Source organism: Achromobacter sp. PD1, assembly GCF_048541815.1.
Taxonomy (GTDB): Bacteria; Pseudomonadota; Gammaproteobacteria; order Burkholderiales; family Burkholderiaceae_B; genus Achromobacter; species Achromobacter bronchisepticus_A.
Genome location: NZ_CP183349.1, coordinates 6,636,619 through 6,659,547 on the forward strand (window position 1 = coordinate 6,636,619; position 22,929 = coordinate 6,659,547).

Here is a 22,929-nt window from a genome sequence, read left to right on the forward strand (position 1 = left end):
CAGATGAAAAAAGCAGTGTCCTTCACCCTCATTCGATTCGGCGAATTGGCGTTCCTCGATCGAGACTGAGCTACCCGTCGCGGCCCTGAACCGGCCGCGGCTTTCTCTACGATTCTCCGCTCTGCTAAGGCAGGGCACTTATAGCCCGAGTAGGCTTGCCAGAGGCGATCTCGTCGCTTCTGGCAAGCCTACAATTGAGCTTACTCGGGCGCCAACCCCCACCCTACATCCCAGGCCTGCAGCGGCCCATAACGCCTGCAACCTTAGCGCAAGAGCGCATCAACCCCCGCACGGCACTGCCTGGCGGGGGTTTTTTGTTGGAGACGTGCGGTCAGAGGACGTACACCACCGCACCTTCCGGGATAGCACCAGGCAGCACAGCTACTGCCGCTCCTGCCGATGGCGAGTAGAGGTGGCCGCTTCGGGCTATGCCCACCAGGTAGGGCAGCCCCGTCTCCTCTTCTGGGAACATCAGATACAGGTCGGGCTGGGCATCGCCGGGAACGAAGAAGACGTATGCCCTGCCGGCGTCGATGTGATTGGCAGTCCCGGCCTGCGGCTTGAACCAGGTCGGTAGATCAAGCGAGCTGTTGGGCGCAGGCCCGGAAAAGGCGGGGTTTACACGGGAAAACTGCGCGACTGCATTCGCATAGATCCGCAAGCTTCCGCCGGCGGAGCTCGCCTCCTGGTGAAGCAGCACATCAACCATGGTTTGGTCGGAACTTGACGCCCAAGCCGCTAAGAGCGTCAGCAGGGCGAATAGGGGAAGCATAAGCAGGCCCATAGAGTCGACGTCCTGTTAGAAAGCTAGCGCGACAGAGGCGATCATGAAATACCGCAGCATGTGTATCCCTGCCCGACGTTGCCGGCATACAGGCTCTTGCCCATGACCGTATAAAAATTCTGATTGCTGCCGGAGCTCGTCACGCTCGTGACGATCATGCCGGCCGGGCACCATGAATTATCTGCAGGGAGGTTGTCGCTTGCACGGCCGGCGAAGTAATACTCGCAACGCAGCTGCCCACCGCCGGACTTGCGCCAAACGCCTGACTGGCACGCCAAGGGCTCTCCGATTCCTGTGCGGGCCACTAGACCATTTGCTTCGCAAGCCCAACCCTCGTTGGCAACGCCGCCGACGTATAGATACTCGTAGGCGTTGAGCCGGCCATGCGAAAAGGTTTGTCCCATTGAACGCACGGCGCCGCCTCGAATCTCGCCATTGGTGACCACGTGGTTGTCGTGCAAGACGCGAAGCCAACCGTCATTGCCGGCGGTGTACCAGCCCGTGCTGCTTGCACCGTCGCTGCTCTGGACGATAAGGGCTCCCTTGGTGCTGACATTGCCGGAGGCCTCGACCGTCTGTGTTCGAACAGTGCGGACGTTGTTGAGATCGTTGCCGTTTACGTCGATGCTTGTGTTCATCCGGTTGACTTCCGGCCGGCCGGCGACGGCATTCCGGTAGAGATAGTCGGTTACCTGTCCGGCACTATTGAAGAACAACGCGGTGGCCAAGTTTCCGCCCGGCAATGAAAGCCCAAAGCTGGCGACCGGCACCTGCCAACTGCCCATCGACCCCTGAGCGATCGCGGGCTGCCTTGTGAGTACGAAGCCGCCGCCTTCCAGCATGGCGGCAGTTCGGCGCAGGTCCGTCTCTGACACATCCGCCCCGCCTCCGCTAACGAGCAGCGCTTCAAGGATGGCCTGCCCGCCTTGAGTGGCCCGACGAACGGCGAGCGTGTAAGCCTGGCCATAGGGGTTGAGAAGAGGCACGGCTGCGGGCAAGTTTCCGGCGTTCCGTATTGTGTCCAGCGAGACAGTAACGGGTCCGCCCGCGGTAGAGGTCAAAAGCGCAGCGTAGTTGTTCTTGACATAAGCGGCGGCGGCATTACCGACTTGCTTTTGATGGAAAGCAGCCTGCCGGCTTGTAATCGTTGCGACGTAATCGGCTTGATACCAGTTCCACAGTCCCATGACCGCTGCGAACAGAAGGGTCACGAGCAAGGCCTCAAGCACCGTGAAGCCAGCTTGCTTGCGTCTGGTCGCGCCTACTCGATAGTGTCGTTTCATGTTCGATTCCCAAATATCGCTGCCGCCTTCTGGGCCGCAATTTCCGTGTTCAGCCCGGCGAAATCGCCTTTCCGGATCTTCGCGCGTATTGCGGTGTCTTCTTTGCCATCCAAAACCAGCCAGTTGATCTGTAGGCGCTTCGCAATACCCGTAGCTGTCTTTACGGTTTCAAGTTGTTGATGGATCACTGCAGCGATGTTGTCGGCCAGCATTGCATTGAAGGATTCGACAGAAGCGCCGGATCCGGCGCATAGCGACTGCAGCTTGGTGAACGTTAGCTCGGGGCTGTCGGCGTGGAGCGTTGTCAGCACAGGCCATCCATTGCCGCTCACGCGAACGACCTCAATGGCTGATGGCGGGTCCCGTGTCTCGCCCAAGTAGAAGATGTTGGCGCGAGATCGAAGGCCCCGCATTAGCTGTTCCTGATAGCCACCGTGCTCGCGCGCCACCTCGATCTGGATGGCACGTCCCTTTCCGTGAATTCCGTTCAGCGCCGTCTCTGGCGGGTCGGCTAGAGCAATGCCAAGGCCACCGTGCCGTTCAAGGCGGTCAATAAAGATTGCGTCGGCCGTGGAAGTCTTCCCGTGCCGCATGCCCCCCGACACCACAACTAGGCCGCTCAGTTTTGGCCGAGTTAGGTGATTGAATAGCCGCTCTGCCATGCCGAGCGACTTCAATGGCCTTGTCTTTACGTCTGCCCTGGCAAGGATGAAGATGTCTTGAGAATCGACGTCAAAGAGCTGCGTCACTCGGAATTTCTCTTCAGCCAAGGTGGCGGTAAATTCGGATTTTGTCAGCGTGCGAAGCGCCTGCCTGCATTGCTGTCGCAGCAAGATGACGTCGGCCTGCAGATGGCCCGGCACCTTATCGGTGAGGGACTGGCTACCCTCCAGCTCACGAAGCTCCGCGTAATCAGGGCCGATGATCATGTCGACGAATCGCAGGTCAAGCAGGCTTGTAGCCTGCTCCAAGGTAACGGGCATCGTCTCCATCAGCGCGCAGTCAGTACGAGGTCGACGTTGCCGGTGGTCGGGCAATTCGTCATGCTGACGAACTGAGCCGTACGGGACAGATTGGCACGCAGCGGGATGCAGTTGCTGCTCGGGACCGCCCGATAAGTGATGACGAATTGCGTCGCGGTGCCCACAACGGTGACTTCTCCGTTCCAGCTGTGATAGAGGGTGCCGGTGGTCGCGCCAATCATATTGCTAGGAATCGCGCCGGCGGCCTGCAATGCGGCGGTGGTCACATTTCCATAGCCGTTCATGTCCCGCAGAAGCTTGGCACCCTTTACCAGCTGCGCGATGTTCTGAGCTTCTTGGTTGTTCTCGGTATCCTTGTTGAGGACGTAGTAGGCCCCGAAGATCGCCGCAGCCACCACAACCGCCAAGAGCATCCAGGCCAAGAAATTATCAACGGAAGCTCCTGCCTGGCGGGCGAGCGGTGTACCCGCATGAGGCAGGGCGTGTTGGTCGGTCACCTTCACATCGCGCTCCGGCGCGGGCTCGCATTCAGCCAAGTGGTGGTTGATGGAGGAAGGGTTAACGTAGGTCGTCATGTAATGCTCCAAGGATGAAACAGTTGATGCTCTGCGCAATTCGCGCGCGGTTAGAAAGCTCGATCGCCCATTGCGGCGGTTTGCAGTCCGAATAGGCCAAAAAAGATGAGAGCTGCAAGGGCGGTCACGCTGATCAGGCCCACATAGAAAAAGGCCTTCCCAGAGGCTTCAAGGCGCTCTGCAGCAGTCTCTGCGGAGTTGGTCGCAAATTCAGACAGGGCAAAAGCGAAGCCCTCGCGAGACGCGATCGTGGTGATGTATGCGATGGATTCTTCGTCGGGGAACTTGTGGCCAGCAAGCTCCAAGGCGACGCCCAGGTTCTTGCCCATGCTCAGTCCATACATGGTGTCCTGCAAGCGCTGTTGCAGCCACGGATTGGCATGCTTGTGAATATGGACCATGGTCTGCAGGAGATCAGCGCCGGCATTGAGCAGAATTGCGAGATTGGAGAAGAAGACCGCACCCTGCATCGTCTTGTATGTCGACCACGGCGGCAGGCACTCAAACGCCGGACGTAGACGCCCCGTCCAGTTTGGCAACGACCACCGGATTGCGTAGCCCACGCTGACAAGGCCTAGCAGAATGAAGATGCCGTAATGCCGGACAATCTCGCTCATCCAATAGACGACGGCAGTCTGTCCGGTCCATGTTGCTGGATCGGAGCCTCTGGCGTATATCGGAACAACCTTAAAGGACACAAATGTGAGTAGGACTATCGCCATCACGACGATCACCGACGGATAGGAAACAGCGCTGACGATGGCTGATCGAACTCGCGCTTGACGCTTGATGTGCTTGATCGCGTCGTCGCAACCCGTGGCAATGTCGCCGGCCTTCTGGGCAGAAGCCAGCATAGAGATCTCGGTCGGCGGGAGCCATCCTTCGAACGCCTCTGCAAATCGGTCCCCGCTCATGCCACTGGACAGTCTTACCAGAACCTCGTGCGCAAAAACGGCGATTACCGCCTTGGGGCGTCGCCCGTTTCGGCTGTGCGCCTTTTGAATGTCGACCAACGCGTCGTAGACCGGCACCTTGGACCGCGCCATGGAATACAGGGTGCGGTAAATGAGCATTCGCCGGCGGGAGCTAAGCTTTGCCATGGCGAGACCTCCATTGGCTAAACAGCGATCCGCTCTTACGTCCATGCAAGCGATCTGGTCGTTGCGGTCGCGCAGCTTCGTTGAGCCAGTCGTCACTATCCAGTGGCCGCACCATCAGCTCACCGAGGTCGGGGTCCACTCGGCCCGCCTCAATCAGGCGAATTAAGTGGGCGCACTGGGTGATCCCGCCCATCTTTTGGACCCAGTACTTTTGGGCGGCGAAGGTTCCCTGTTTGCGATAGACCGACATCAGGGCTGGGTTAGGAGAGACGACCTCGGCGCAGACTGTGCGTCCGACTAGGCCGCGGCGGCAACTAGGGCAACCAGGCCCTCGTACACGAACGCCTGAGACGTCGCAGAAGCGCCGTACACGGTCTCGGAGCCCCACCTCAAGCCGATCCTCTACGTCGAAAAATGGAGCGCTGCAGTGCTGGCACAGGATAGGCACCAGCGCTTGATTGATGATGCCGATGAACAGGGTCGGGTCGGTTAGCAGGTTTCTCGGGACCCCCGAGTCTTCCAGGCGGTCGAAAGAGCTCATTGCGTCTTTCACGTGGAGCGTGGCCAGTGTTGGGTGGCCTGTGAGCGCTGCGCGAATTGCCGAGCGTACGGACGCCTTGCCACGAATTTCACCAATCAGGATCGAGTCTGGGTCTGATCGAAGCATGTGATCGATCGCGTCGACCCAGGCGGCTTCAATCTCTTCTTCACTGGTACCGGCCGGGATTATTGGCTCTTGGACAGCGACATAGACGACATCGTTGCCATCGCGCTTGGTAACCACGCGAATGGGTTGTTCGACGGGGTCCTCGGCCGTGGCGATGATAAGCTCGCCCTCGGCATGTAGAAGAGCCTGCTTGAGATAGTGGTTGAGTGTGGTGGATTTTCCGGAGCCGGTCGTGCCGGTCACCAGCACAATCCCGGACGTCTTGCGCGAAAACTGGCGTATTTGCGTGCATTGTTCCGGCAGATACCCAAGTTCCTCCATCGACTTCGGGGTGTCACCCGTGTCGGGATAGAGACGGATGACGAGCTTCCTCCCGCGGGCTGCTGGGCCGGTCGCGACTCGGCATACGAATAAGCCCGACTGGCGAGCGTAGCGTTCCATCAAGCGGGCATTCTGCTTTCGTGATGGCTCGTAGTTGTCGGGCTTTTCACACATCGACGTGTAGAGCGTCGATACCAGATCTTCGGCGACGGCTCGATCGAGCGTGAACCGAGCTTCCGGAATGCCGTTGATTCGGTATTTCACATAGGTTTTATCCACGTCCGGCAAGAAGTGGATGTCGCTTGCACCGAGGCGCGCCGCCTCGGAGATCATTCGATTTATTTGTTCTTGCTGCGCTGTCTTTGTACTTCCTGGGCCTTCGGTGATCGATAGCGAAGCGCCATCCTTGGCGGTCTGCTGCAGTCGTTTGATTTCGGAGTGGCTAACCAGCCGCGGGGAAAACGTCACACGGTTAAGGCGCAGGCGCGACATATAGGACATTACGCGCATGTCATCGCTGTGCTCCTCGTCGACGTAGAGCACACCGTCATCGGCCAATACGACGCGGTCGATGACGTACTCGGGAGCCTGCCACGCGCCGCCCACCGCGCTCAAGTTCTGAACGCGACGGAGCGGCTCGGCCGCTGAGGGGAGCTCCAGGTCCTCGATGCCAGGGGCATTTGGGGCGTGGATCGTGGTGTCCATGGTCGCTTACCTTCCGGGTTGGAATGGCATGGCAGTGCCAGGGAACGGAGAGTTAAGCCGAACCGGGCCGTCGGATACCGCTTGCGGAGCTTCTGCGGAAAAGCCCAAGCGGAGATCTTGACCGTTGCGGGACAAAACGACGCGGTCGACAGAAACGGCCTTCACGCGGTATCCCCCGGGCACGTCTTCGCCGAGCCGTGCAGTCGCCTGGGCGCCGCCGGCATACACGAGAACGGCGTAAAGCTGGCTGCCAACGCCTTGGACAGAGCGGACAGCGGGAACACCAGTCGCGCTGCGGTCTTCGACCCGCGAGGTCTTTTCGTAGGCCAGCTTTGCTTCGTTCATGCCGGTGAGCGCTTCGTACGTAAGCCGGCGGAGTTGAATGTCGGCAAGTTCCGCAAGCGTGCCCGCCGGCGGCGGGCTGTGATCGGTCGTTCGCGCGACTTGCGCGCCGGCGTGTGGGGCCGAAGCAAAAAGCAAAGTCAGGGCCGCGCAAAGCGCGGCTACGGTCCTACTTTCCATAGATCTCACCTTTCATCGAGTAGGAGAGCTTTCTCTCCTTGATGGTCGTAGACTGTTCCAGCAGGCGCACGCCTCGTGTGTCGAACCCCCTGAAAATGGAGTCTGCGGGCCAGTCGGAAGTTATTTCGAAGGTTGCGGTCGCCCAGTCCGGTGGTTGTGTGGTCCCTTGGCTACCTAGTTCTCCCGGACTGGGCGGAGCCTTTGGCGAGACCGTGATCGGAATAATCTGCTTTTGGAGATGCGACACCAGGCTGTCGACTCTGAAGCCGATGTCCGCCATCTCGTCGTCTCCGCCGGCCGGTGCTTTGGATATGACTCGTACGGTCGCCTGGTTGGCGTCTGTTTGGATAGAAACGGTGGCGCCTGGCGGGAAAGCGGAGGCTGCGGCCGCTCGGAAATCCAGGACAGTCGCGCGTGGTAGTCGCACGTACGCTGCCTCGAAGCCACTGGGCGTGCAGTTGAGACCTTTGAGTTCCCACGCGCTGACATAAAGTGGAGCTGATCGCGCGGCGTGCTCGCAATGTGCAATCATGGCCGGCACGGACGGCGTGGTCGTCCATGGATGCACCAGAGCTGCCGGCAGGACATTTTGGCCGCTATCCAGTTTGACGCGCGCCAGCTCTGCCAGGCGCAGCTGTTCTAGGCGTTCTTGCCGTTCACGCTCATGCTCACTCCACACGTAAAAGGCGATGGCGGATGAAATTAGCGCCAGCACCGCAGCTGCAACAAGCACCCATTCCCGCCGGCTTAGGCCAAAGCGAAGAGGCTTCAGCTTGTGTTCCCTTGCTGCAGCTTTCTCAAGAGCCGCCAATGTGACGGACGCATCCCCCCCAAATTCGAGCTCTGGGGGTGCGTAGACCGTAACTTCCTTGCCCTTGGATGAGAGAAGGGCGTAGAGGGCTCGCACCGCCTCTTGAGCTTGCTCGAGGGTTTGAAAAACAACGTCGGAATCCGGTACTACGCCGCCGTCCTTAAACGCGACAATCGCGAACCGGCCATCTCCTACGGCGAAGGCTGCAATAAGGGGGTCCAGAGTGGACTGCCCTTCTTTGCGTAGGAGCAGGTCGGCCACGATCGAAGCCAGGCTGAACATGCCTTTCTGAACGCCCGCTTGTTTGCGGACGAAGCCGGCCTGAATGATCGTGGGGAGTCGCCGGATAGCGACGATGTCCATGCCGTCCCGCTTTCCGATCTCCCGAGCCTCCTTCATCACCTTTTGAGGCTGCGATAGCGTCTGCCAGTAAAGCCCGGACACGAGCGACTTCGAGCCAGCAGAAATGACCGTCACGCTGCCAGCGTGTGCTTGGGTTTGAGCCATAGTAGCCACCTCAGCTAGACCTCGCGCCGTACTGGCCAGAGGTATCCGTCATTTCTTGAATCTCGGAATCGTCCTCTAGCACAATCGGGGTGATCAGAATGACGACCACTTCACGCCTGTTGTTGGTGGAGCCGCCGCCGCCGGTAAGCCAATTCGACGCGCTGAACATGCCGCTGCGATTGCCCCGATCGACGTTCTGCTCGAAGCCGGAGAGAATCAGCGTCTGGCCAGATCTCAGTCGCACGCGCTGCGAAAAGATTCGGCTATCAACCTCCGGAACCTCGATTGAGTTATCGCCACTGGTGACGGTTCGCAAGCGCGGGTCTGTGGAGAGGTTCATCGTGAACTGCAGGAGCATTTGATCGCTGTCGATCATGAACGGCAGCAGGTCCATCGAGAATCCCGTCGTGACGGTGCCGGGCGTCAGGGCCGAAGTTGATCCGACCTGCGCGGTTGCGGTGTTAGACACGGCGGCTAGGTAGCTCGTCTGCTTGGCAACCTGGACGGGCACGGGTTGATAGTTGAGTGTGGTGACAGAGGGCTGTGTCACGATTGACACGCGGCCTTGGCTCGACAGCGCGCGGAGAATGGCCTTTGAACCGGCGAACTGGCCAGCGGTGCCGGTTGCGGTGTCCAAGATCCCTATCGATGCAGACCCAGCACTCGATGCAGCAGTAAATGCATTCGCGACTGTGATCCCATAATTGCCATTCAACGATTTATAGACCGCTGTCAGGTCCAAGCCCTGGTCGTCGGTCTCCGTCCGCTGTACGACCGCGACGGTGATGTTGAATAGCGCCTGACGCGTGATATTGCGATTCTCGGTCTTGAGATATGCAGCGATCCGGCTGAGCACGTCCGGTGTGTCTGTGACGGCGACGGTCCCCGTGCTGACAGACAGACTGGACTGCCCTAATCCGGGCGTCAGCATGCTCTTTATCATGCGATCGACGTCTTCGGCCAAGTTCGACTCAATCGAGACCATAGTGGTCTGCGTCGAGCCCCCTGAGACCGTGCTTCCGCCCGACCCGGAGGACGAAGTGGCGCCGGACGCGCCTTGGCCGCCAGCGCCCGATGACGAGAGCTGGGTGCCGGACTGGACGACCGACTGCATATTGGTTTTCGACTGGATCGCGTATATGCGGAAGACCTTGGTGTCTAAGTAGTGGATCTGCACGGCGCCGTCGCGGAAGCTCCAACTCAGCCCGAGGCGCGCGGTTACCGCGTCAAGGAGGCCAGGCAAAGGCTTGCCGTCCCAACGAATCCCTGAAATCGTCGTGTCACGAGCAGACATGGAGAGGGGCGCGGAGGCGGATCCGCCGGCGCCCAGCGCGCCTACACCCCCTGGCGGCATGGGTCCGCTTGCGCCGCTTGGTGGTGTCATATCGGGCGTCCGCGATCCCGCGCGGCTCCCGCCGCTCAGCGCTGCGATAGCGTCTGCCGTGATTCGGACGGGAACGCCGCATAGAGCCGTTACCGTCTGCCCGAATTCAAAGACGCTGATCGGCGCGGCTGGAACAAAGGTGATTGGACATTGAAGCGGTGCTGGATACGCCGCGGTCGATGGCCGTAGGATCGGGGTTTTGGACACCCAAGGACGATCGATTACCTCGACAGCGCGATCGCGCACTTTGCGCATACTGGCCGCGGATGCGGCGTGTTCGCCATAGGAATCATCAACGCGTGCCTCTGTGTCTTTTATCCGCTGCAGGGCGCAGCCTGAGAGTGTCGTCGCTACAGCCACAGCCAGTACGATTGCCCTTTTCATTACTTCTTCTCCCAGACTTCCAATACCTTGTTGTCTCGATATGCGAGACCTCGAAACTTCCTTTTCGCGACGTCGTACGCTGACAAGAGATCGTTTGCCGCATCCCAGAACTCGCCACGAAACGTGGCCGGAGCTTCAATGGCGTAGTCGAAGTCAGGTTGCCATTTCACGGACTGCCAGCCAGCCGTCTGCGCCCATTCGTCGAGCGTTTGCTGGACGGTCTTTCCGACATCGGCATGCCACTCCTGGACGGGTGCTGGCCCGACCGCATTGCCGGTGATGGGAGCGTCGGTGCTGGATACGTCGACGGTAGCCACGACCGGGCCACTGCCCTTGGTGTCTACAGGCACCGTCTCGGCAGGGTGGGAACGACCGGTCGCAACGTCCGGCGCAGACGCTCCGATCGCGACTCCCATGAATGCCGCGAGACTCGACCCGTCAGGCACAGACGGGATCAGAGGCTGTGCGGCTGACTGGATGGGCGGGGCCGTCACGACGATCGGCTTGTAGGACGGATCCGGGCCTGCCGCTGCATCAGCGGCCGTGCGGCGAAATGCCAACTGTTCCCTGGTGGCGGGCGTCGACGCGCTACCGGTCTGCCTAGAAGGCGTCGCCATGCCGGTATAGCTACCCTCCGGGGGTAGGCCAGCCCGCCAAGCAAGTGCCTCCCGTCGCCCCAGCCTGAAGGCGAGGCGGGCTTCCATATGAGGAATGACGATATAGGGGGACTGGGCTTCCCATGCCAGCAAGATACGACCGCCTGGCGCATCGGCAAATATGGCGGGAATTTCGGTGCCTGGCGCGAATTGCAGATAAACCCTTTGGCCGTTGTCGAAGACCTGAACAGGAGAAATGCCACTGTCTCCCGATTGCTTCCAGTTGAATTCATAGAATGCGGGCCTCGCAACGGCAAACTCAGGCTGCGCGGCGACGGAGATCGGCGCGAGCAGCGCGAGGCAGGCGCCCGCGAATAGGGAGGAAAGGCGATGCTCCATTTAGTAGCTCCTGACGATGTTCGGGTCGAGCACGAGGTCTCGCGCGACGACGATGTTGATCTTGTCGGCCGGTTCGAGCGTGAGCGTTCGCTTGATCGATTGATTCCGCTGCAGGATTTGCCTGACCGTATCGCTGAGGGCCTGGCCAGCAGTGCCCGTCAGCGTCGACGTGGAGCTGCCGTTGTTTGATCCACTGCCGCCGACGTTGATTGTCACGTTCTGGCTGTTGTCATAGCGGCCCGCCAATGCCGCCACAGCAGCCACGCCAAATGCACTGCCAAACCGCTCCCAGAAGTGGTCGTCGACTTTCGCGGCAATGCCGGCAGCTCCTGTGCGATCAGATATGTCCCAACCGCCCAGGGCCACTCTGGCGCCGCTCGGAAAGTCCATTCTGTTGACCGACATAAGCATGCGGCTTTGGCCTTCGGCTATATCCGTGCTTACCTCCCCGGTAAGGGCTGTACCCTTTTCAATCAGAAGGTGCGTGCCATGAACGCTGTCGTAGATATCCGATGTCACCAATGCTCGGAAAGTGCCTGGGGCGTCAGTGTTTAACGACTGTTGAATCACTGCTGGAATGATCCAGCCTTCTCGGATGTAGTACGGGGATGGGGCAGCGGACGCGAAAAGGGGGGATTTGATGCCGGCAGAGTTACCGACCTGTCCTCCAGGGGCGGCCTGCGGCCCGACACCTTGCCCGACCGTGTTGGCCGACTGGCCTCCTGGCGGGACCGGAGGCACATTCGGTCGCGCGAATCCGCTGGTATCAATGCCGGCCGCGGCGGCGATCGCCGTGACGTCGCGAAGGGCGGATTCGGGTGTAGCCATTGCGCGCGGTGATGGGCCGGAAGCGCCCGCCACAGGTTCATCCTGCTCTTGGGATTCCCAGAAGCCAATTTCGATACCAGAGAGATCCTCTTGCTGTGCCAGTCTCGTATTGCCGCGGTGCTCTTCGATCCGTTTGGCATCGGCTTCTGTACGTGTGGGCTGAGATGGCGCCGCAGGCTCTGCCGGCTGACTCGGATCCTTCGCGGGCGCATGGACTGTCTCTTCCTCGTTGCGAGCCAGGCGGTCCCGAAGCTGGTCTGCAATCAGTCGTTGGACCGCAAACGGGTTACCAGCTTCCTTCGCTGCGCGATCTTGCTCTTCTTTTTTGGCGCGAGCTTCCGCGGCAGACTCGGGTGCCACCCCGGCGATTCGTCGAATCACGACAAAGCCGAGAACGACCGCAATGAACGTGATCAGCACGATCTTGACCAGTCCACGGGACACAGCTGTGCGACGCTGCGGAGACGCCCCGGCAGGAGAATTTGTGACGGCGCTCATTGGTACGACGCATTGTTGAGGTTTTTGACACCCGACACGCCGCAACCGAACAGGCCGCAGGCCTTACCTCGGCGGTTGAATACACGGACTTCGTCCTTACGCAGCTTGAGGAGCGCGCCGTCGGGAAACAGGCGCTGAACGACAAAGTAGTTGCGGCGTACCGTAAAGTTGACGAGCTCAGCAGTTCCATCGGCACCCAGCGCGAAGATGGCGGGAATCTCCTGTACATCGGAAGGAAGCTGGATCCAGGTGAACTTGCCGTCATCGAACACCATGGCCGGCTTGAAAGGTGCAACCCCGTCAATGCGATAGTCAAAGTTCGCCTTGGAGATGTCGACAATATCGGCCGGCCGTGCGTCGTGGTCTGACCGGCCACTAGGAGCGGGGCGGCGGGCGGCAGGCCCGGGAGCCTCCCACTCTGAGGCGGCCATCGGCCCATTCTGCATGCTCGGCATGGCGCTATTGCCGCCGAACGTGTCCAGGCCGGCCGAGGCCAGATCTTGGTCGGCGTCTCCGGTCCAATTCACGCGCTTGTAATACGAACCTTTCGAGGCAGAGACGAACGTGACCTGGTAGGTGCGCAGGTTCGTGATAATCGTGGCGGTATTGAGCAGGTTGTCGCCTTTCGACATCACAAACAAGTCGCGCTTCGTGCGCGCCGGCTTGAATGTCCAGCGGCTCGCGCTAGTGTCCGACGCGTAATAGCCCTTGAGGGTCTCCCCTGGCGCGAACTCCAGGTGGACCATCGTGAATGGGCGCATCAGCACGGGATAGTCGTAGTCGCGGTCAAAATTGAACGTGACCAGTCTCGCGTCTAGGGGCATAGGGACGGCCGCGTTGGGACCAGCATTGGCCCGTTTTTGAGCAAGTGCCACCTCTGCTCTGACGTCGCTCTCTTGTGCTGCGATGGTGCCCGAGCACAGCAGGCAGACGACAGCGGTAAGAATGCAAGTGACTCTGCGCATTACTGTGCTCCCAGAGGCCGGACGCTGCTGGGGCCGAAGTAATCGGTGAGCGTCCACCACTCGACCTTGACGCCCAGTGGATTGGATCGTTGCTCTTCGATGCCCTGTTTGTCTGTGGATAGCAAAAACCGGACGGTCAAGAGCTTGGTCTTGGGGTCGCCAAACTCCTTCCCGTTGACGCGCTCCTGAAGCGTCAGGAGCATGTAGGCTTGTTTGCCGTCTACGCTGTACGTAGTGGAATTCTCGGTGACCTCGCGTGTAAGGCCCTGCTGGTCTGCGATGCGAGCCCCAATGGGATCTACCTTGGCGAAGTAGTTCGTGACCTGGTCTGTGGCTGCGCCGATGGTCCAGCTGGTCGCCTTGGGAATGTCTACGTCGATTGAGTCGGACGGATTGGGCTTAATCGTCAGCAGCCAGGTCGCCCATTGGCGCAAAAAGAACGTCTTGTTAGCCGTTTCCGGGGTAAAGCGCTCTGCCACGCGATCAGAGATCCAGACGGCACCTGACCGCGCATCCCACTCGACAAAGTAGGGCGTCTGCTGCTTAAGCGGAACCAGTTGGAATAACGCAATTCCCTCAACGGTCGCAACGAGGAAAAATCCAAACGCGACGATTGCTGATCGATCGGCTTGTTGTAGGGGACGCTGAAAAACCGCGTAGTACAGGCGATGGGCGCGCTCGGTCAAGGGCAGCACATGTGCATCGAATTCTGGTGTGGCGGGTGCTTGACCAGCGGGGCCTGTAGTGTCCGCAGGGCGAAGATCGGGACGGCGGCGGCTCATGAAGCGGCTCATGAAATTGAGGGGCATGATTAGGCTCTGCGATGTTGGATGAGTGATGGCGCCGTGCGGTGAGCAAGTCCAATGCACTTATCTCTTGAAGAAAGTCCGTAGGAAGGGATAAACTGGGCCTGAAAGTTCGATCCGTGGCCTCGATTTATCTTGGCCAAACCAGCGGGCAGGGCGTCCATGCGGAGGCCCTCCATACCAGAATGATCCGAATTGCCGTTTGGTAGACTCGGATCCGTCGAACAAGAAACGTATGGGGTACTTTCCATGTCCAGAGCAAAACTCGTATTGCTGCTCACAGTCGTCGCGATCGCCGGCGGCGCGACGGTATTTGCGCTACAGAAGCCGCAAGAGCGCGCTGCAACTATGTCGATTGAGCAATCCAGCGTGGCGAAGCGCGAGTCTTTCAAGCAGATGACACCGCTTTGCCTGGCGGGCATGGACTGCCCTGCAAACGCAGCTGCTGGAGAGAAAAAATGAGCGGACTTGTTGGCTTCGTTGTTCTCGGGCTCTTGGCGCGCGCCTTCCTGAAGGGGTTCGCCTCGGCCGGCCGCGAGGAAGGCGGCGGCGAGACTTACGCGACCCGCTTCGACAAAGAATGGGAAGAAGACTGGGACCGCGAAGCGCGGGAAGGCTGATCGCATTACCGCTTGCCTCCGCTACGCAGGATTTTCGCGGCCACACCTCGGCCTACCATTCCGCGCCCGAAGCTCTGTGCGTTAGAGCTGCCGCCCGACACGAGCCCTTGAGCAAGACCTGGAACTTGCCACATCATGAAGGCTGCGATAAAGCCAAGAAGCGCGATAGCGATCATCGCGATCTCATTCGAAGCGAAATAGAGATCAGCTTCTTTTCGACTGTCGATCTTGTCGTAGAAACCGACCAAAGTCGGGACGATCCCTTTCGTTACCAGAACAGCGACGAACCACGCGACTAACTGCTGCAGCGACGCGGCGATCATGAAACGCAGCCAGCCATCGAACAAAAATGAGACGGCCGGAATGATGGAGAGGCCCACGAGCAATGGACCAAGGGCCAGGCCGAGCTGCAACATGACATACGACATTTGCAGGACGACGATGAATGCGATCGACATCAGCACCATCGCGATGATGGCAAGTACTTGGCACAGGAAGATCACCAAGATAATCGGCAGGTTCTTTAGGATCTCGAAGAAGCCAATCTGATCCTTGCTGACACATTCTGAAGGACGGGAGTCGACGATCCAGTCCAGAGGGTTCAGCGACCATCCACCGTGGATCTTGCAATAGAGCGACTTTTCAGATTCCTTCCGCTTGCCGTCGGCAATTAGCGAAATGGTATCCATCGTCAGCTTCAGTATTTCGACGGGATTCGCCGAGCCCTTTGTAATCTTGGTCGCGGCCTCTTGAGTGGCCGTAACGAACATATCGCGCGGCACCCCGTTCATGCTCTGGACGATTACCATGACAACCCCCATCCTCAAGATCAGGTTGAACAGGCTCACCAGAAACTTGACGGTGTCGCTGGCTAAAAAATAGTCGCGTAACAGGAACCACACGGCTGTGCCGGACGCTCCAACGGACAGGATGATCAGGCCTTCTTCTTTGAAGATATCGGCCATGGCAAAGCCTGCCGTGTTGACCGCCGAGAACGCTTGATTGAATAGGCTTGCGACGTCCACATCAGCCTCCGAATTGCCAGCCGAGCGTTCGCACGCCGGCGTCGAGCGCGTAAAGCGCCGTCAACGCAATCACGACGGCAATAAAGCCGGCGAGCGCATTGGGTGATGTGCAGTCGATCTGCACGATGGCGAGGGCCACCGAAAGGCGCAGGGATTTCGCTGCGGCACGTAGCGGTTTGTGCTCAAGTCTCCCGCGCGCGGCTATTTCAACGCGATACCTACGCCGCTCCCTGCACACGATTCTGAGCTCGTGACGACTACGGCAAAGGACCAAGAGCACCCGCCGGAGAGGCTTTCCAGTCATGTCTATAGACCGAATTCGAGTGCCGGCATCTTTCCGATGGCGGAGCGCTTGCTGGCAGCTTCCTTCGCGACCGCGTCGTAACGCAGTTGGGCACCTTCCACGGATAGCTTGTTGAGGTCTTCTTTCGTTGCTCGGTCTTGTAGATCGAGGACGACCTGACGCTGCATAAGGCTGCGCATTTCAAGAAGCTCCCCGGCCAAGACACTCGACTGCTGGTTCAGCAGCTGCAGGCCTTGGACGTTTCCCTCAATGCCCGGTATCTGTCGGGACAACTGCCGGAGATTCGCGGCACGAGACGCGAAGGCCTCCATCGTTGCAAAGTCCTGGTCTAGCTGTTTGCGGTAGACCCCGCCTTTAGTTTGTGCGAGGTGAACATAGGCCGTCCCCCAGCGCTCAGGCGTCATGTCTAGCGACTTCATCTCAGCGCTGGCGCTGTCGTACATGCGCTGAAGCTGCGACCCCGCCTGGTACAGGTCGGAGACACTCGAAACGAGATCGCGCATGGACAGGCCTTGGCCCCCATAAGCCTGATCCGCCAGGTTCAGCACGTTGCCGCCCAGGCGCTGTAGGTTCGTGATGTTCTGTTGCACCATCATCGTCTGTTGAGTCAGCTGCTGGGTCTGGTTCATAACGCTCAGCAGTTGTTGCGCGAAGTTGGCGCCGTCAAAGGTCGGAATCCCCGATGCCCTCGGCGCCGCGGTGATGCAACTTAGGGCGACCGCCGTGGCAGCGCGGATGAACGTCCTTCGGGTTGGTGATTGCATGCTCGGCTCCTCAATAATGAACACGGTTGTAGATTGCACCGTCGATGATTACGTCGATCGCGCGTGGCCCCTTGTATGGCAACCACACGACGCTGCTGTACACGTTTACGGTCGTCGGTACGCCGCCGCCTGCGTCGCCACCGAGACCGCAGTTATCGCAGACGTCCAACTGACCCACATACCCGCTCACGCACGCACGTGCACCGGCCGAGCCACCGTCGTCGCTGCTCGACTCCGATGGGGCGTAGCTTCCCTGAAGGAGGTACTTAGGCCGCAAGGGCCTTGTCTCGTCAGTCGCCGCACCTTGAGCGACGAATTGGCCGCGGCGAGCCGGCGTATAGCCTGTTGGGCAAAGGTCATAGGGCTCCCGCGATTTTTTGGCGTAATTGTTGTTTCCCGCGATGGCGCATGTCGGAAACGGGCCCGGGGGAACCGCGTTCAAGACGCGCCATAGGCGATTGAGATAGCCATTGCATTGGCTGGGAGGCCTCATCCCTGCAAGGCACAGCAACACACCGCATCCCCATTCAGATCCGCCAGGCTCGTACTCCGATGTGTCTGGAAGGTGGGGCAGGGCCCCTGCCGCGTGCGTGGCCAATGAGGCCAGCAGCAACGTAGCTGCGACTCCGACAACGAACTTACGGATTTGGGACACGTGACACCTCCTGGAAATATGCCTCACGCCAGTCCGGACGGCCGGATGCTCGGTGATGGTCAAACAGGGCCTGCGCATCAAGCTCGCTTCTGAGCACAGCCAAAGATCGCGGGTCCAGGCGGAGAGCTACCTTGCGCATGAACCCATCCTTCTGCGTGAGGAAGTAGTCTTGTTTCGGCGTACCTTCCGCCAATTGGTCTATTTGCTGAGGATTCAGGCCGAGTTCGGTGAAGGCCTTGCGCAGCGAAGGTGACGTCTTGGCTGCCGGGTACGGCAGAACGATTCGGTTCGGGACGTTGTCGCGGATAGAGGCGTAGATTGGGGAGTTGATGTAGCGCTCAGGCGATTGAGCGTCCATCCATACGCAGCCGAGGAGCTTGCGTAACGTGTCGATCCATTCCGCCAGTTTTCGTGCAAATATCGGCTCCTCCAGGTACCCCCACACCTCGGGCAACCCGATGAAGGTGGGCGCAACAAGGCCTGAGTTTCTGCGACTCTCGATCCTGTCCTGAATGCGATAGAAGCAATACAGAAGATAGGGAACGAGGACGTCTGGCTGAGACAGGAGCTTTCCCATTTCAATGCCCAACGCAGCGGCTGCCCGGCCAGTGGCGATCTCGTCAAAGATATCGAGTTCGTTATCGAACCAGCGTGCGTTTAAGCTATCTCCAACCCATTCCGAAAGTGCATTGCGGAATGAACCGACGGGGAGTTGGACGTAGACCGCGTGGAGCTTCCAGTCTTTGCGCCGCAGCTTTATGGTTCCAAGGAGGGCCTTTTCCAGCTCTTCGCGATCGGCGCTGGTTGCCGAGTAGCCGCGTCGTTCGGACAGCGTGCAGATCCAGTCTTTAACGAACTTAAGGTGTCGTACTTCGCCGATCAACGACAGTGGATTGACCGTCAGCCGGTCTGCGCTGGTGTCCTCAGGATCGCAGTAGACGCCGCCCTGCATCATGATTGGAATGCGGCTCGAAAATGTGCGGTCGAAGATGAATACGTCCGATCCGGTGTACTTGCGGAACAAAGTCCAGCCTAAGTTCACAATCGTTGTCTTGCCTAGGCCGGTCTCGCCGCAGACGAGCGTGTGCCCGATGTCATGGTAGAAGCCAGTCCAGAAATACGGGGTGCCGTAATCTGTGGGAAGCCCTGCAAGAGCCGGGGATGGGCGCTTCATCGTGGTGCTCAAGTGCCGATTCTCTTTCGACCCTTGCGACACGGTGCGCAGCGGTACTGCACGCGCCACAACTTCAGATCGAAGCGGTGCCCAGCGCGCGATGTCTCGCCAGGCGCCGGGGATGGACGCAGACCATGTGGATAGGGTGCCAAGCGTCTCGACGAGGGGCAAGAACTTCGCACTTATCAATGCGTCTCCGACTTTTCCCGCTGTAGCTCTGGCCTGTTTCATGGCCTCGTCCCAATCCTCGACGCGCTCGCCCTGGAACGGCGCGGAAAACGAGGTCACGCTGAGGGTGTACTGGCCGTAAGCGATCTTTCCCCGGTTCACGTCTTTCTTCAGGTCTTCCGTTTCGTCGGCTGCTTCAACGCGACCTCTGTCCTCGCGCGGCGAGTAATTTGGATCGCCGGAGTTCGCTGCTACAGAAGCCAAAGCCCGCAAGTCCAAAGCGCTGGTGCGGTGGTATGACCCCATCTTCTCGATCATTCGAGTGCTGGCGCTGGCATCTTGGATTCGATAGACGTGGCTGATTGTCACTTCGCCGGGAACCTTAAGAAGGTCGTCCAGCGCATGAGGACGGAGACGCGAAGGATAAAACTGGTGCGCGGCTGGCACGCCCGTGACCACACCAATGCGCTTGTAGCTCTCGGCTTTGAACAGGACGTAGTCCTCAGCGGGTATAACTTCCCCATTAGCCATCGATTCATCGAGGAAATCGACCATGGCCACCTCCGCACGACGTGGCGCCGCTGGAGCTGCGCACGACGCCAAGAAGGCGCCCAATGTGTCGCCGATGAGCCTTGTCAGCGTCAGCCCTGGCAGGCTGGCTCGCATCCGGGATAGGTGGTTTTCAAACTCCTTGACTGCAGCACTGAGCTCCACCGACGTATAGGCGAAGTCGGCTTGGTCGGACCATATGCCACGAAGCGCGTGAACGATCGCTTGGACAGGGCCAGCCTTTTCATGGGCCATCGCGTGGAAGAACCTGCCCGCGATGCGATCCAAGCCGGCGGAAGCGCTTAACGCGATGGCGACATAGTGCCGGTTTATGAAGTTGGATTTAGTCTTGAACGCGTTGCTGCGCTCGTCTTCGACGATCTGAGAGTACGGATCCGGCATGACCGCGGCGGTGTACGGATCACACTTTCGACGATGCGTGATGAACCAGAATGTCAACGGGTAGCGGCTGGCGACCTGAAATGCGTGTTCAGCTTGCTGCATGAGACCAAGCAGTTGCGCAGATGATTGACTATCGGTGTCTGGACCCGTGTACTCGAAGCAGGCCATCAACGAGGAATCCTTGTTGACGACGATTTGGTCGTTGTATCGGAACATCCACGGCAACAGTTCAGCCGTGGGCGCAAGGCCGCTTGCCCGGGCTGCTTCCAGTTCGCCCAACGTGCCGGCGTCGAGGCGGTAGCCCTCTTTCTCTGTCAATAGCATGGGAAATCTCTGCCGAAGCCGAAGGGGCGCTTGTTCCGCTTTTGGGTCCCAATAGCGCGAGGTGCGTAGTGGTCGTGCTGAGTCTTGTACGCCTGGTACACGTCGATCTTGTCGGGATCCTTGCTCATCACGTACCGCAGGCCGAAATAAATAGGTATGCCTATGAGTGCCAACCAGAAGCTACGGCTTATGACTGCAAAGAGCGGCACGAGCAATAGGAACGCGCCAGCAGCTCGACGGTCGAGGCCGATGATGCGGCGCTTCTCGATGAGGGCTTTGTCGATCTCGACTTCGAGCTCGTCGACCAGGTCGCGTTCGTCCATCGCCTTAGGCCCCGATGGTGCACATCAGGTTTCGCCCGGATATCAGTGCCACGACAGTCGCAATACCGAATATCGAAGCTATGCCTCCGGCAAGGCGCAGAGCGAAGACCTTAACTTTCGACTGACCATCGTCGAGCAACCACAGCAGAATTGCGCCTACGCAGGCGACTAGGACCACAACAGAAATCAGCTCGTTGTTGACCACGGCTTGGAAGCCGCTGCACAGTCGGCCGCCAAAAATGCTCTGCGCAGATGCAGGTGCTGGCATGAGCAAGGAAACTACTGCATAGCTCATTAGCAGTAGTCGATCTGCAGGCTTGGCGAGGGAGCGACCACGGGCCCATACTTGGAGCTGGTTCAGGCGGGGACTATTCATAGTGTTGGTCCTGGAGTTGGATTTTCGAAAACAACAGTCGGGTTTGGTACGAGCCGTTCGCGTCCACTCCCAAGATCTCTCTGATCTCGCGCGGGCCCCTGGATGGCCCGACGCGCTGGGCGTGGACAACGAATCTGAATGTGGATGCGATCTGGCGGCGGAGGTCGTGCAAGGGCCAGTTCTGGGTCTCTGGGGCCATCCGCAACATTGATTCCAGCCGCGGCAGTGCCATCGCGCTGGAGTCAGCATGTAGAGATACCTGGCTTCCCGGATGCCCGGTATTCAATGCATCCAATAGGTCGAAGGCTTCGGCACCGCGTACTTCGCCGAGAACAATGCGGTCAGGCCGACAACGAAGGCTGAGCCTCACGAGGTCGCGGACGCTGATTCCCAGCGCTTGGTTTGCCTCAAGCGCGACATGGTTGGGAACGTTCAAGCGTAGTTCGGCCGTATCCTCGACCGTAATGACCCGATCCGAGCAAGGAACGAGGTCCAGCAATGCGTTGAGTAGTGTCGTCTTGCCTGCTGACGTGGACCCGCTTAGAACAATGTTGTGACGCCGCTCCACAACCCACTGAAAGAAGTCCCGGATTGTTGAGCCACCACGTCGCATTGCGGCTTTTAGCGAATTGAGCTCACGCTGCTCGCTGGCGGCTTCTGAAGGATCCACCGCGACGACGTCGAAAGCGCCGTTTTCCACGTAGCTGTCCAGCGAAATCCGCCGGGCAGCAAAGCGGCGGACGCAGAGCATGGATCCGCGAAGTGCTGTGGGTTTACGCGCCGCCGCGATTCGGAGACCTGGCAGGCGCGCATCGAGCAGCGGGGCGTTGGGTTTTCCGTTCTTGCTGGCAATCAACGTGATCGCTCGATCGACCTGTTCTTCGCTCAACGTGGCGTCGACCCGGCGCATGACGCCCCGCTCCTCCACCCATATGTCGTCAGCAGCGTTGACCATTACTTCATTGATATCTTCGGAAGCGAGGTAGGGTTCAATCGCGCTCAAATGCTGGCGGAGGATGTCTTCGGCATAGGAGGTGGAAATATCCATCAACGGCGCCCCTCGGAATCTTGTGCCTGGGACTGCGGCTGATGTTGGGCCGACGTGGCGGCGAGCGTCGGGCCAGCCGCGGCAGCCTGCTGTGTTGCTGGCATCCGGCCTACTTGCAGGCCCCTTTCGCCTCGGGGCACAAAAGGAACGTGGACAGGGATCAAGGTTCCCGCGCGAATCGCACTGAGCTTTGCCTGGATCTTGTTCGCGTACGCCACACGCTTGTTGGGGCTTGCGGCGTTGTAGGCGCCTACGGCATCCCAGGTGACGCCTAGACGTTCAAAATTCTCGGCAAGGATCCACGCGCCTACGTACGCGGATACGCAGGGGTTGAAGAGGTCCTGTTTGGACACGCCAAACCGCTGCAACCGTTCGAGGTGCATGCTGTTTATCTGAGTCAGGCCGTAGTCGCATGAAGCGTTTGAATTGGCGCAATTGACAGCGTCTGCTTTGCCCGAAGATTCCTGCATAACAATGGCTTGCAAGAGTTGGACGTCTATTCGGTGGTAGGCGGCTGCTGCTGCGATGCAGTCAGCGTGCGCCGGCGAGGGAAGGAAGGCCCACATCGCTATGGCTGCGGCGAATCGATACCTGGTTGGGAACTGCACGGCGCACCTTGAAGGAAAAAGCCCCGCCGGGCACCGAGCCCGGCGGGTAAGCCAGCGGATCGGCAACGAGGGAAGCCGACGTGAGCACTTTCGCCGCGCGTCGGACATTTGGCACCTAGTGAATTAAAAAGCGTCGAAACGTTACTTTGCGACTGCGCTTGTCAGCCACTAAACGGTGTGATATCGGCTGGTGTCTATAGAGCGGCGTGAGGCGTATGTTTCCAACGCCGTGCCACTGGACGGAAACGTTTGGAAGCAAAGTGCTTCGAAGTAGTCGTTTCTTGCTGCGTGACAAACGAAACCAAATGCTTCGAAGGGGAAGGGGCCTAACCAAAGGCCGGGCACTTAAATATGTGCCCTCAAAAGGCGCAAACGCTTAAGGGTTAAGGGCGGAACCCAAGGGGGAAGGGCAACCGCAAGGGCCAAAAAGGTCGACAAAGGTTTTTGGGCGCCTCGATCTTGGGGCGGTGA

At 59.4% G+C, this 22,929-nt stretch carries 23 protein-coding genes; 2 read left to right on the forward strand and 21 right to left on the reverse strand.

What is annotated here, in order from left to right:
• Window positions 1-331: 331 nt before the first annotated feature.
• The 13 genes from pilM to ACM1PE_RS31435 all read right to left on the reverse strand — a co-directional run bounded on the left by pilM (window position 332) and on the right by ACM1PE_RS31435 (window position 14,121).
• Window positions 332-709, reverse strand: a complete 378-nt coding sequence (gene pilM / locus ACM1PE_RS31375) for a type IV pilus biogenesis protein PilM (protein ID WP_223264753.1) — start codon at window positions 707-709, stop codon at window positions 332-334.
• Between the two features lie 116 nt (window positions 710-825).
• Window positions 826-2,067 (reverse strand): shufflon system plasmid conjugative transfer pilus tip adhesin PilV, encoded by a 1,242-nt coding sequence (gene pilV, locus ACM1PE_RS31380; protein ID WP_175156524.1) that lies wholly within the window; start codon window positions 2,065-2,067, stop codon window positions 826-828.
• On the reverse strand, window positions 2,064-3,050 hold the full coding sequence (locus ACM1PE_RS31385; protein ID WP_254607194.1) for an ATPase, T2SS/T4P/T4SS family: 987 nt from the start codon (window positions 3,048-3,050) through the stop codon (window positions 2,064-2,066). Before ACM1PE_RS31385 ends, pilV begins: the two co-directional genes overlap by 4 nt.
• Window positions 3,051-3,058: 8 nt before the next feature.
• Window positions 3,059-3,625, reverse strand: coding sequence for a type 4 pilus major pilin (locus ACM1PE_RS31390; RefSeq protein WP_241740276.1), 567 nt, complete (start codon window positions 3,623-3,625; stop codon window positions 3,059-3,061).
• A 50-nt stretch (window positions 3,626-3,675) separates the two neighbouring features.
• Window positions 3,676-4,725 carry a type II secretion system F family protein gene (locus ACM1PE_RS31395; protein WP_175156522.1) on the reverse strand — a complete coding sequence of 350 codons (1,050 nt, stop codon included), beginning with the start codon at window positions 4,723-4,725 and terminating at the stop codon, window positions 3,676-3,678.
• Window positions 4,712-6,418 (reverse strand): GspE/PulE family protein, encoded by a 1,707-nt coding sequence (locus ACM1PE_RS31400; protein ID WP_175156521.1) that lies wholly within the window; start codon window positions 6,416-6,418, stop codon window positions 4,712-4,714. Before ACM1PE_RS31400 ends, ACM1PE_RS31395 begins: the two co-directional genes overlap by 14 nt.
• Before the next feature lie 6 nt (window positions 6,419-6,424).
• Window positions 6,425-6,940, reverse strand: coding sequence for a type IV pilus biogenesis protein PilP (pilP, locus tag ACM1PE_RS31405; RefSeq protein ID WP_175156520.1), 516 nt, complete (start codon window positions 6,938-6,940; stop codon window positions 6,425-6,427).
• Window positions 6,930-8,258 carry a type 4b pilus protein PilO2 gene (gene pilO2, locus ACM1PE_RS31410; protein ID WP_175156519.1) on the reverse strand — a complete coding sequence of 443 codons (1,329 nt, stop codon included), beginning with the start codon at window positions 8,256-8,258 and terminating at the stop codon, window positions 6,930-6,932. The genes pilP and pilO2 overlap by 11 nt, the downstream gene beginning before the upstream one ends.
• A 10-nt stretch (window positions 8,259-8,268) precedes the next feature.
• A complete protein-coding gene (locus ACM1PE_RS31415; protein WP_163107857.1) occupies window positions 8,269-10,026 on the reverse strand; it encodes a PilN family type IVB pilus formation outer membrane protein in 1,758 nt (585 codons plus the stop codon).
• Window positions 10,026-11,021, reverse strand: a complete 996-nt coding sequence (locus ACM1PE_RS31420) for a TcpQ domain-containing protein (protein ID WP_175156518.1) — start codon at window positions 11,019-11,021, stop codon at window positions 10,026-10,028. Before ACM1PE_RS31420 ends, ACM1PE_RS31415 begins: the two co-directional genes overlap by 1 nt.
• Entirely contained in the window at window positions 11,022-12,269 is a 1,248-nt protein-coding gene (locus ACM1PE_RS31425; protein ID WP_175156517.1) for a TrbI/VirB10 family protein, read from the reverse strand.
• 74 nt (window positions 12,270-12,343) lie between these two features.
• Window positions 12,344-13,312: a TrbG/VirB9 family P-type conjugative transfer protein gene (locus tag ACM1PE_RS31430; protein ID WP_175156516.1), complete on the reverse strand. Its 969-nt coding sequence runs from the start codon at window positions 13,310-13,312 to the stop codon at window positions 12,344-12,346.
• Complete coding sequence (locus tag ACM1PE_RS31435) at window positions 13,312-14,121, reverse strand: VirB8/TrbF family protein (RefSeq protein ID WP_175156515.1); 810 nt, start codon at window positions 14,119-14,121, stop codon at window positions 13,312-13,314. The genes ACM1PE_RS31430 and ACM1PE_RS31435 overlap by 1 nt, the downstream gene beginning before the upstream one ends.
• Window positions 14,122-14,367: 246 nt before the next feature.
• Between ACM1PE_RS31435 and ACM1PE_RS31440 the strand changes: the two genes are divergently transcribed.
• On the forward strand, window positions 14,368-14,580 hold the full coding sequence (locus tag ACM1PE_RS31440; protein WP_100854041.1) for a hypothetical protein: 213 nt from the start codon (window positions 14,368-14,370) through the stop codon (window positions 14,578-14,580).
• Window positions 14,577-14,738: a hypothetical protein gene (locus ACM1PE_RS31445; RefSeq protein WP_157814457.1), complete on the forward strand. Its 162-nt coding sequence runs from the start codon at window positions 14,577-14,579 to the stop codon at window positions 14,736-14,738. Before ACM1PE_RS31440 ends, ACM1PE_RS31445 begins: the two co-directional genes overlap by 4 nt.
• A gap of 5 nt (window positions 14,739-14,743) precedes the next feature.
• Here ACM1PE_RS31445 and ACM1PE_RS31450 read toward each other — a convergent pair whose 3' ends face one another.
• The 8 genes from ACM1PE_RS31450 to ACM1PE_RS31485 all read right to left on the reverse strand — a co-directional run bounded on the left by ACM1PE_RS31450 (window position 14,744) and on the right by ACM1PE_RS31485 (window position 22,416).
• Window positions 14,744-15,763, reverse strand: a complete 1,020-nt coding sequence (locus tag ACM1PE_RS31450) for a type IV secretion system protein (protein ID WP_100854042.1) — start codon at window positions 15,761-15,763, stop codon at window positions 14,744-14,746.
• Window position 15,764: 1 nt separating this feature from the next.
• Window positions 15,765-15,902: a hypothetical protein gene (locus ACM1PE_RS31455; RefSeq protein ID WP_286898397.1), complete on the reverse strand. Its 138-nt coding sequence runs from the start codon at window positions 15,900-15,902 to the stop codon at window positions 15,765-15,767.
• 167 nt (window positions 15,903-16,069) lie between these two features.
• Window positions 16,070-16,831 (reverse strand): hypothetical protein, encoded by a 762-nt coding sequence (locus ACM1PE_RS31460; RefSeq protein WP_088588783.1) that lies wholly within the window; start codon window positions 16,829-16,831, stop codon window positions 16,070-16,072.
• A gap of 638 nt (window positions 16,832-17,469) precedes the next feature.
• Window positions 17,470-20,103, reverse strand: coding sequence for a VirB4 family type IV secretion system protein (locus ACM1PE_RS31465; RefSeq protein ID WP_175156514.1), 2,634 nt, complete (start codon window positions 20,101-20,103; stop codon window positions 17,470-17,472).
• The gene (locus ACM1PE_RS31470) at window positions 20,094-20,426 is read right to left on the reverse strand and encodes a VirB3 family type IV secretion system protein (protein ID WP_088588785.1); all 333 of its coding nucleotides are present in this window, start codon (window positions 20,424-20,426) and stop codon (window positions 20,094-20,096) included. Before ACM1PE_RS31470 ends, ACM1PE_RS31465 begins: the two co-directional genes overlap by 10 nt.
• A gap of 4 nt (window positions 20,427-20,430) precedes the next feature.
• Entirely contained in the window at window positions 20,431-20,802 is a 372-nt protein-coding gene (locus ACM1PE_RS31475) for a hypothetical protein (RefSeq protein ID WP_088588786.1), read from the reverse strand.
• Window positions 20,795-21,850, reverse strand: coding sequence for a CpaF family protein (locus ACM1PE_RS31480; protein ID WP_175156513.1), 1,056 nt, complete (start codon window positions 21,848-21,850; stop codon window positions 20,795-20,797). Before ACM1PE_RS31480 ends, ACM1PE_RS31475 begins: the two co-directional genes overlap by 8 nt.
• Window positions 21,850-22,416: a lytic transglycosylase domain-containing protein gene (locus tag ACM1PE_RS31485; protein WP_276529890.1), complete on the reverse strand. Its 567-nt coding sequence runs from the start codon at window positions 22,414-22,416 to the stop codon at window positions 21,850-21,852. Before ACM1PE_RS31485 ends, ACM1PE_RS31480 begins: the two co-directional genes overlap by 1 nt.
• Window positions 22,417-22,929 lie beyond the last annotated feature (513 nt).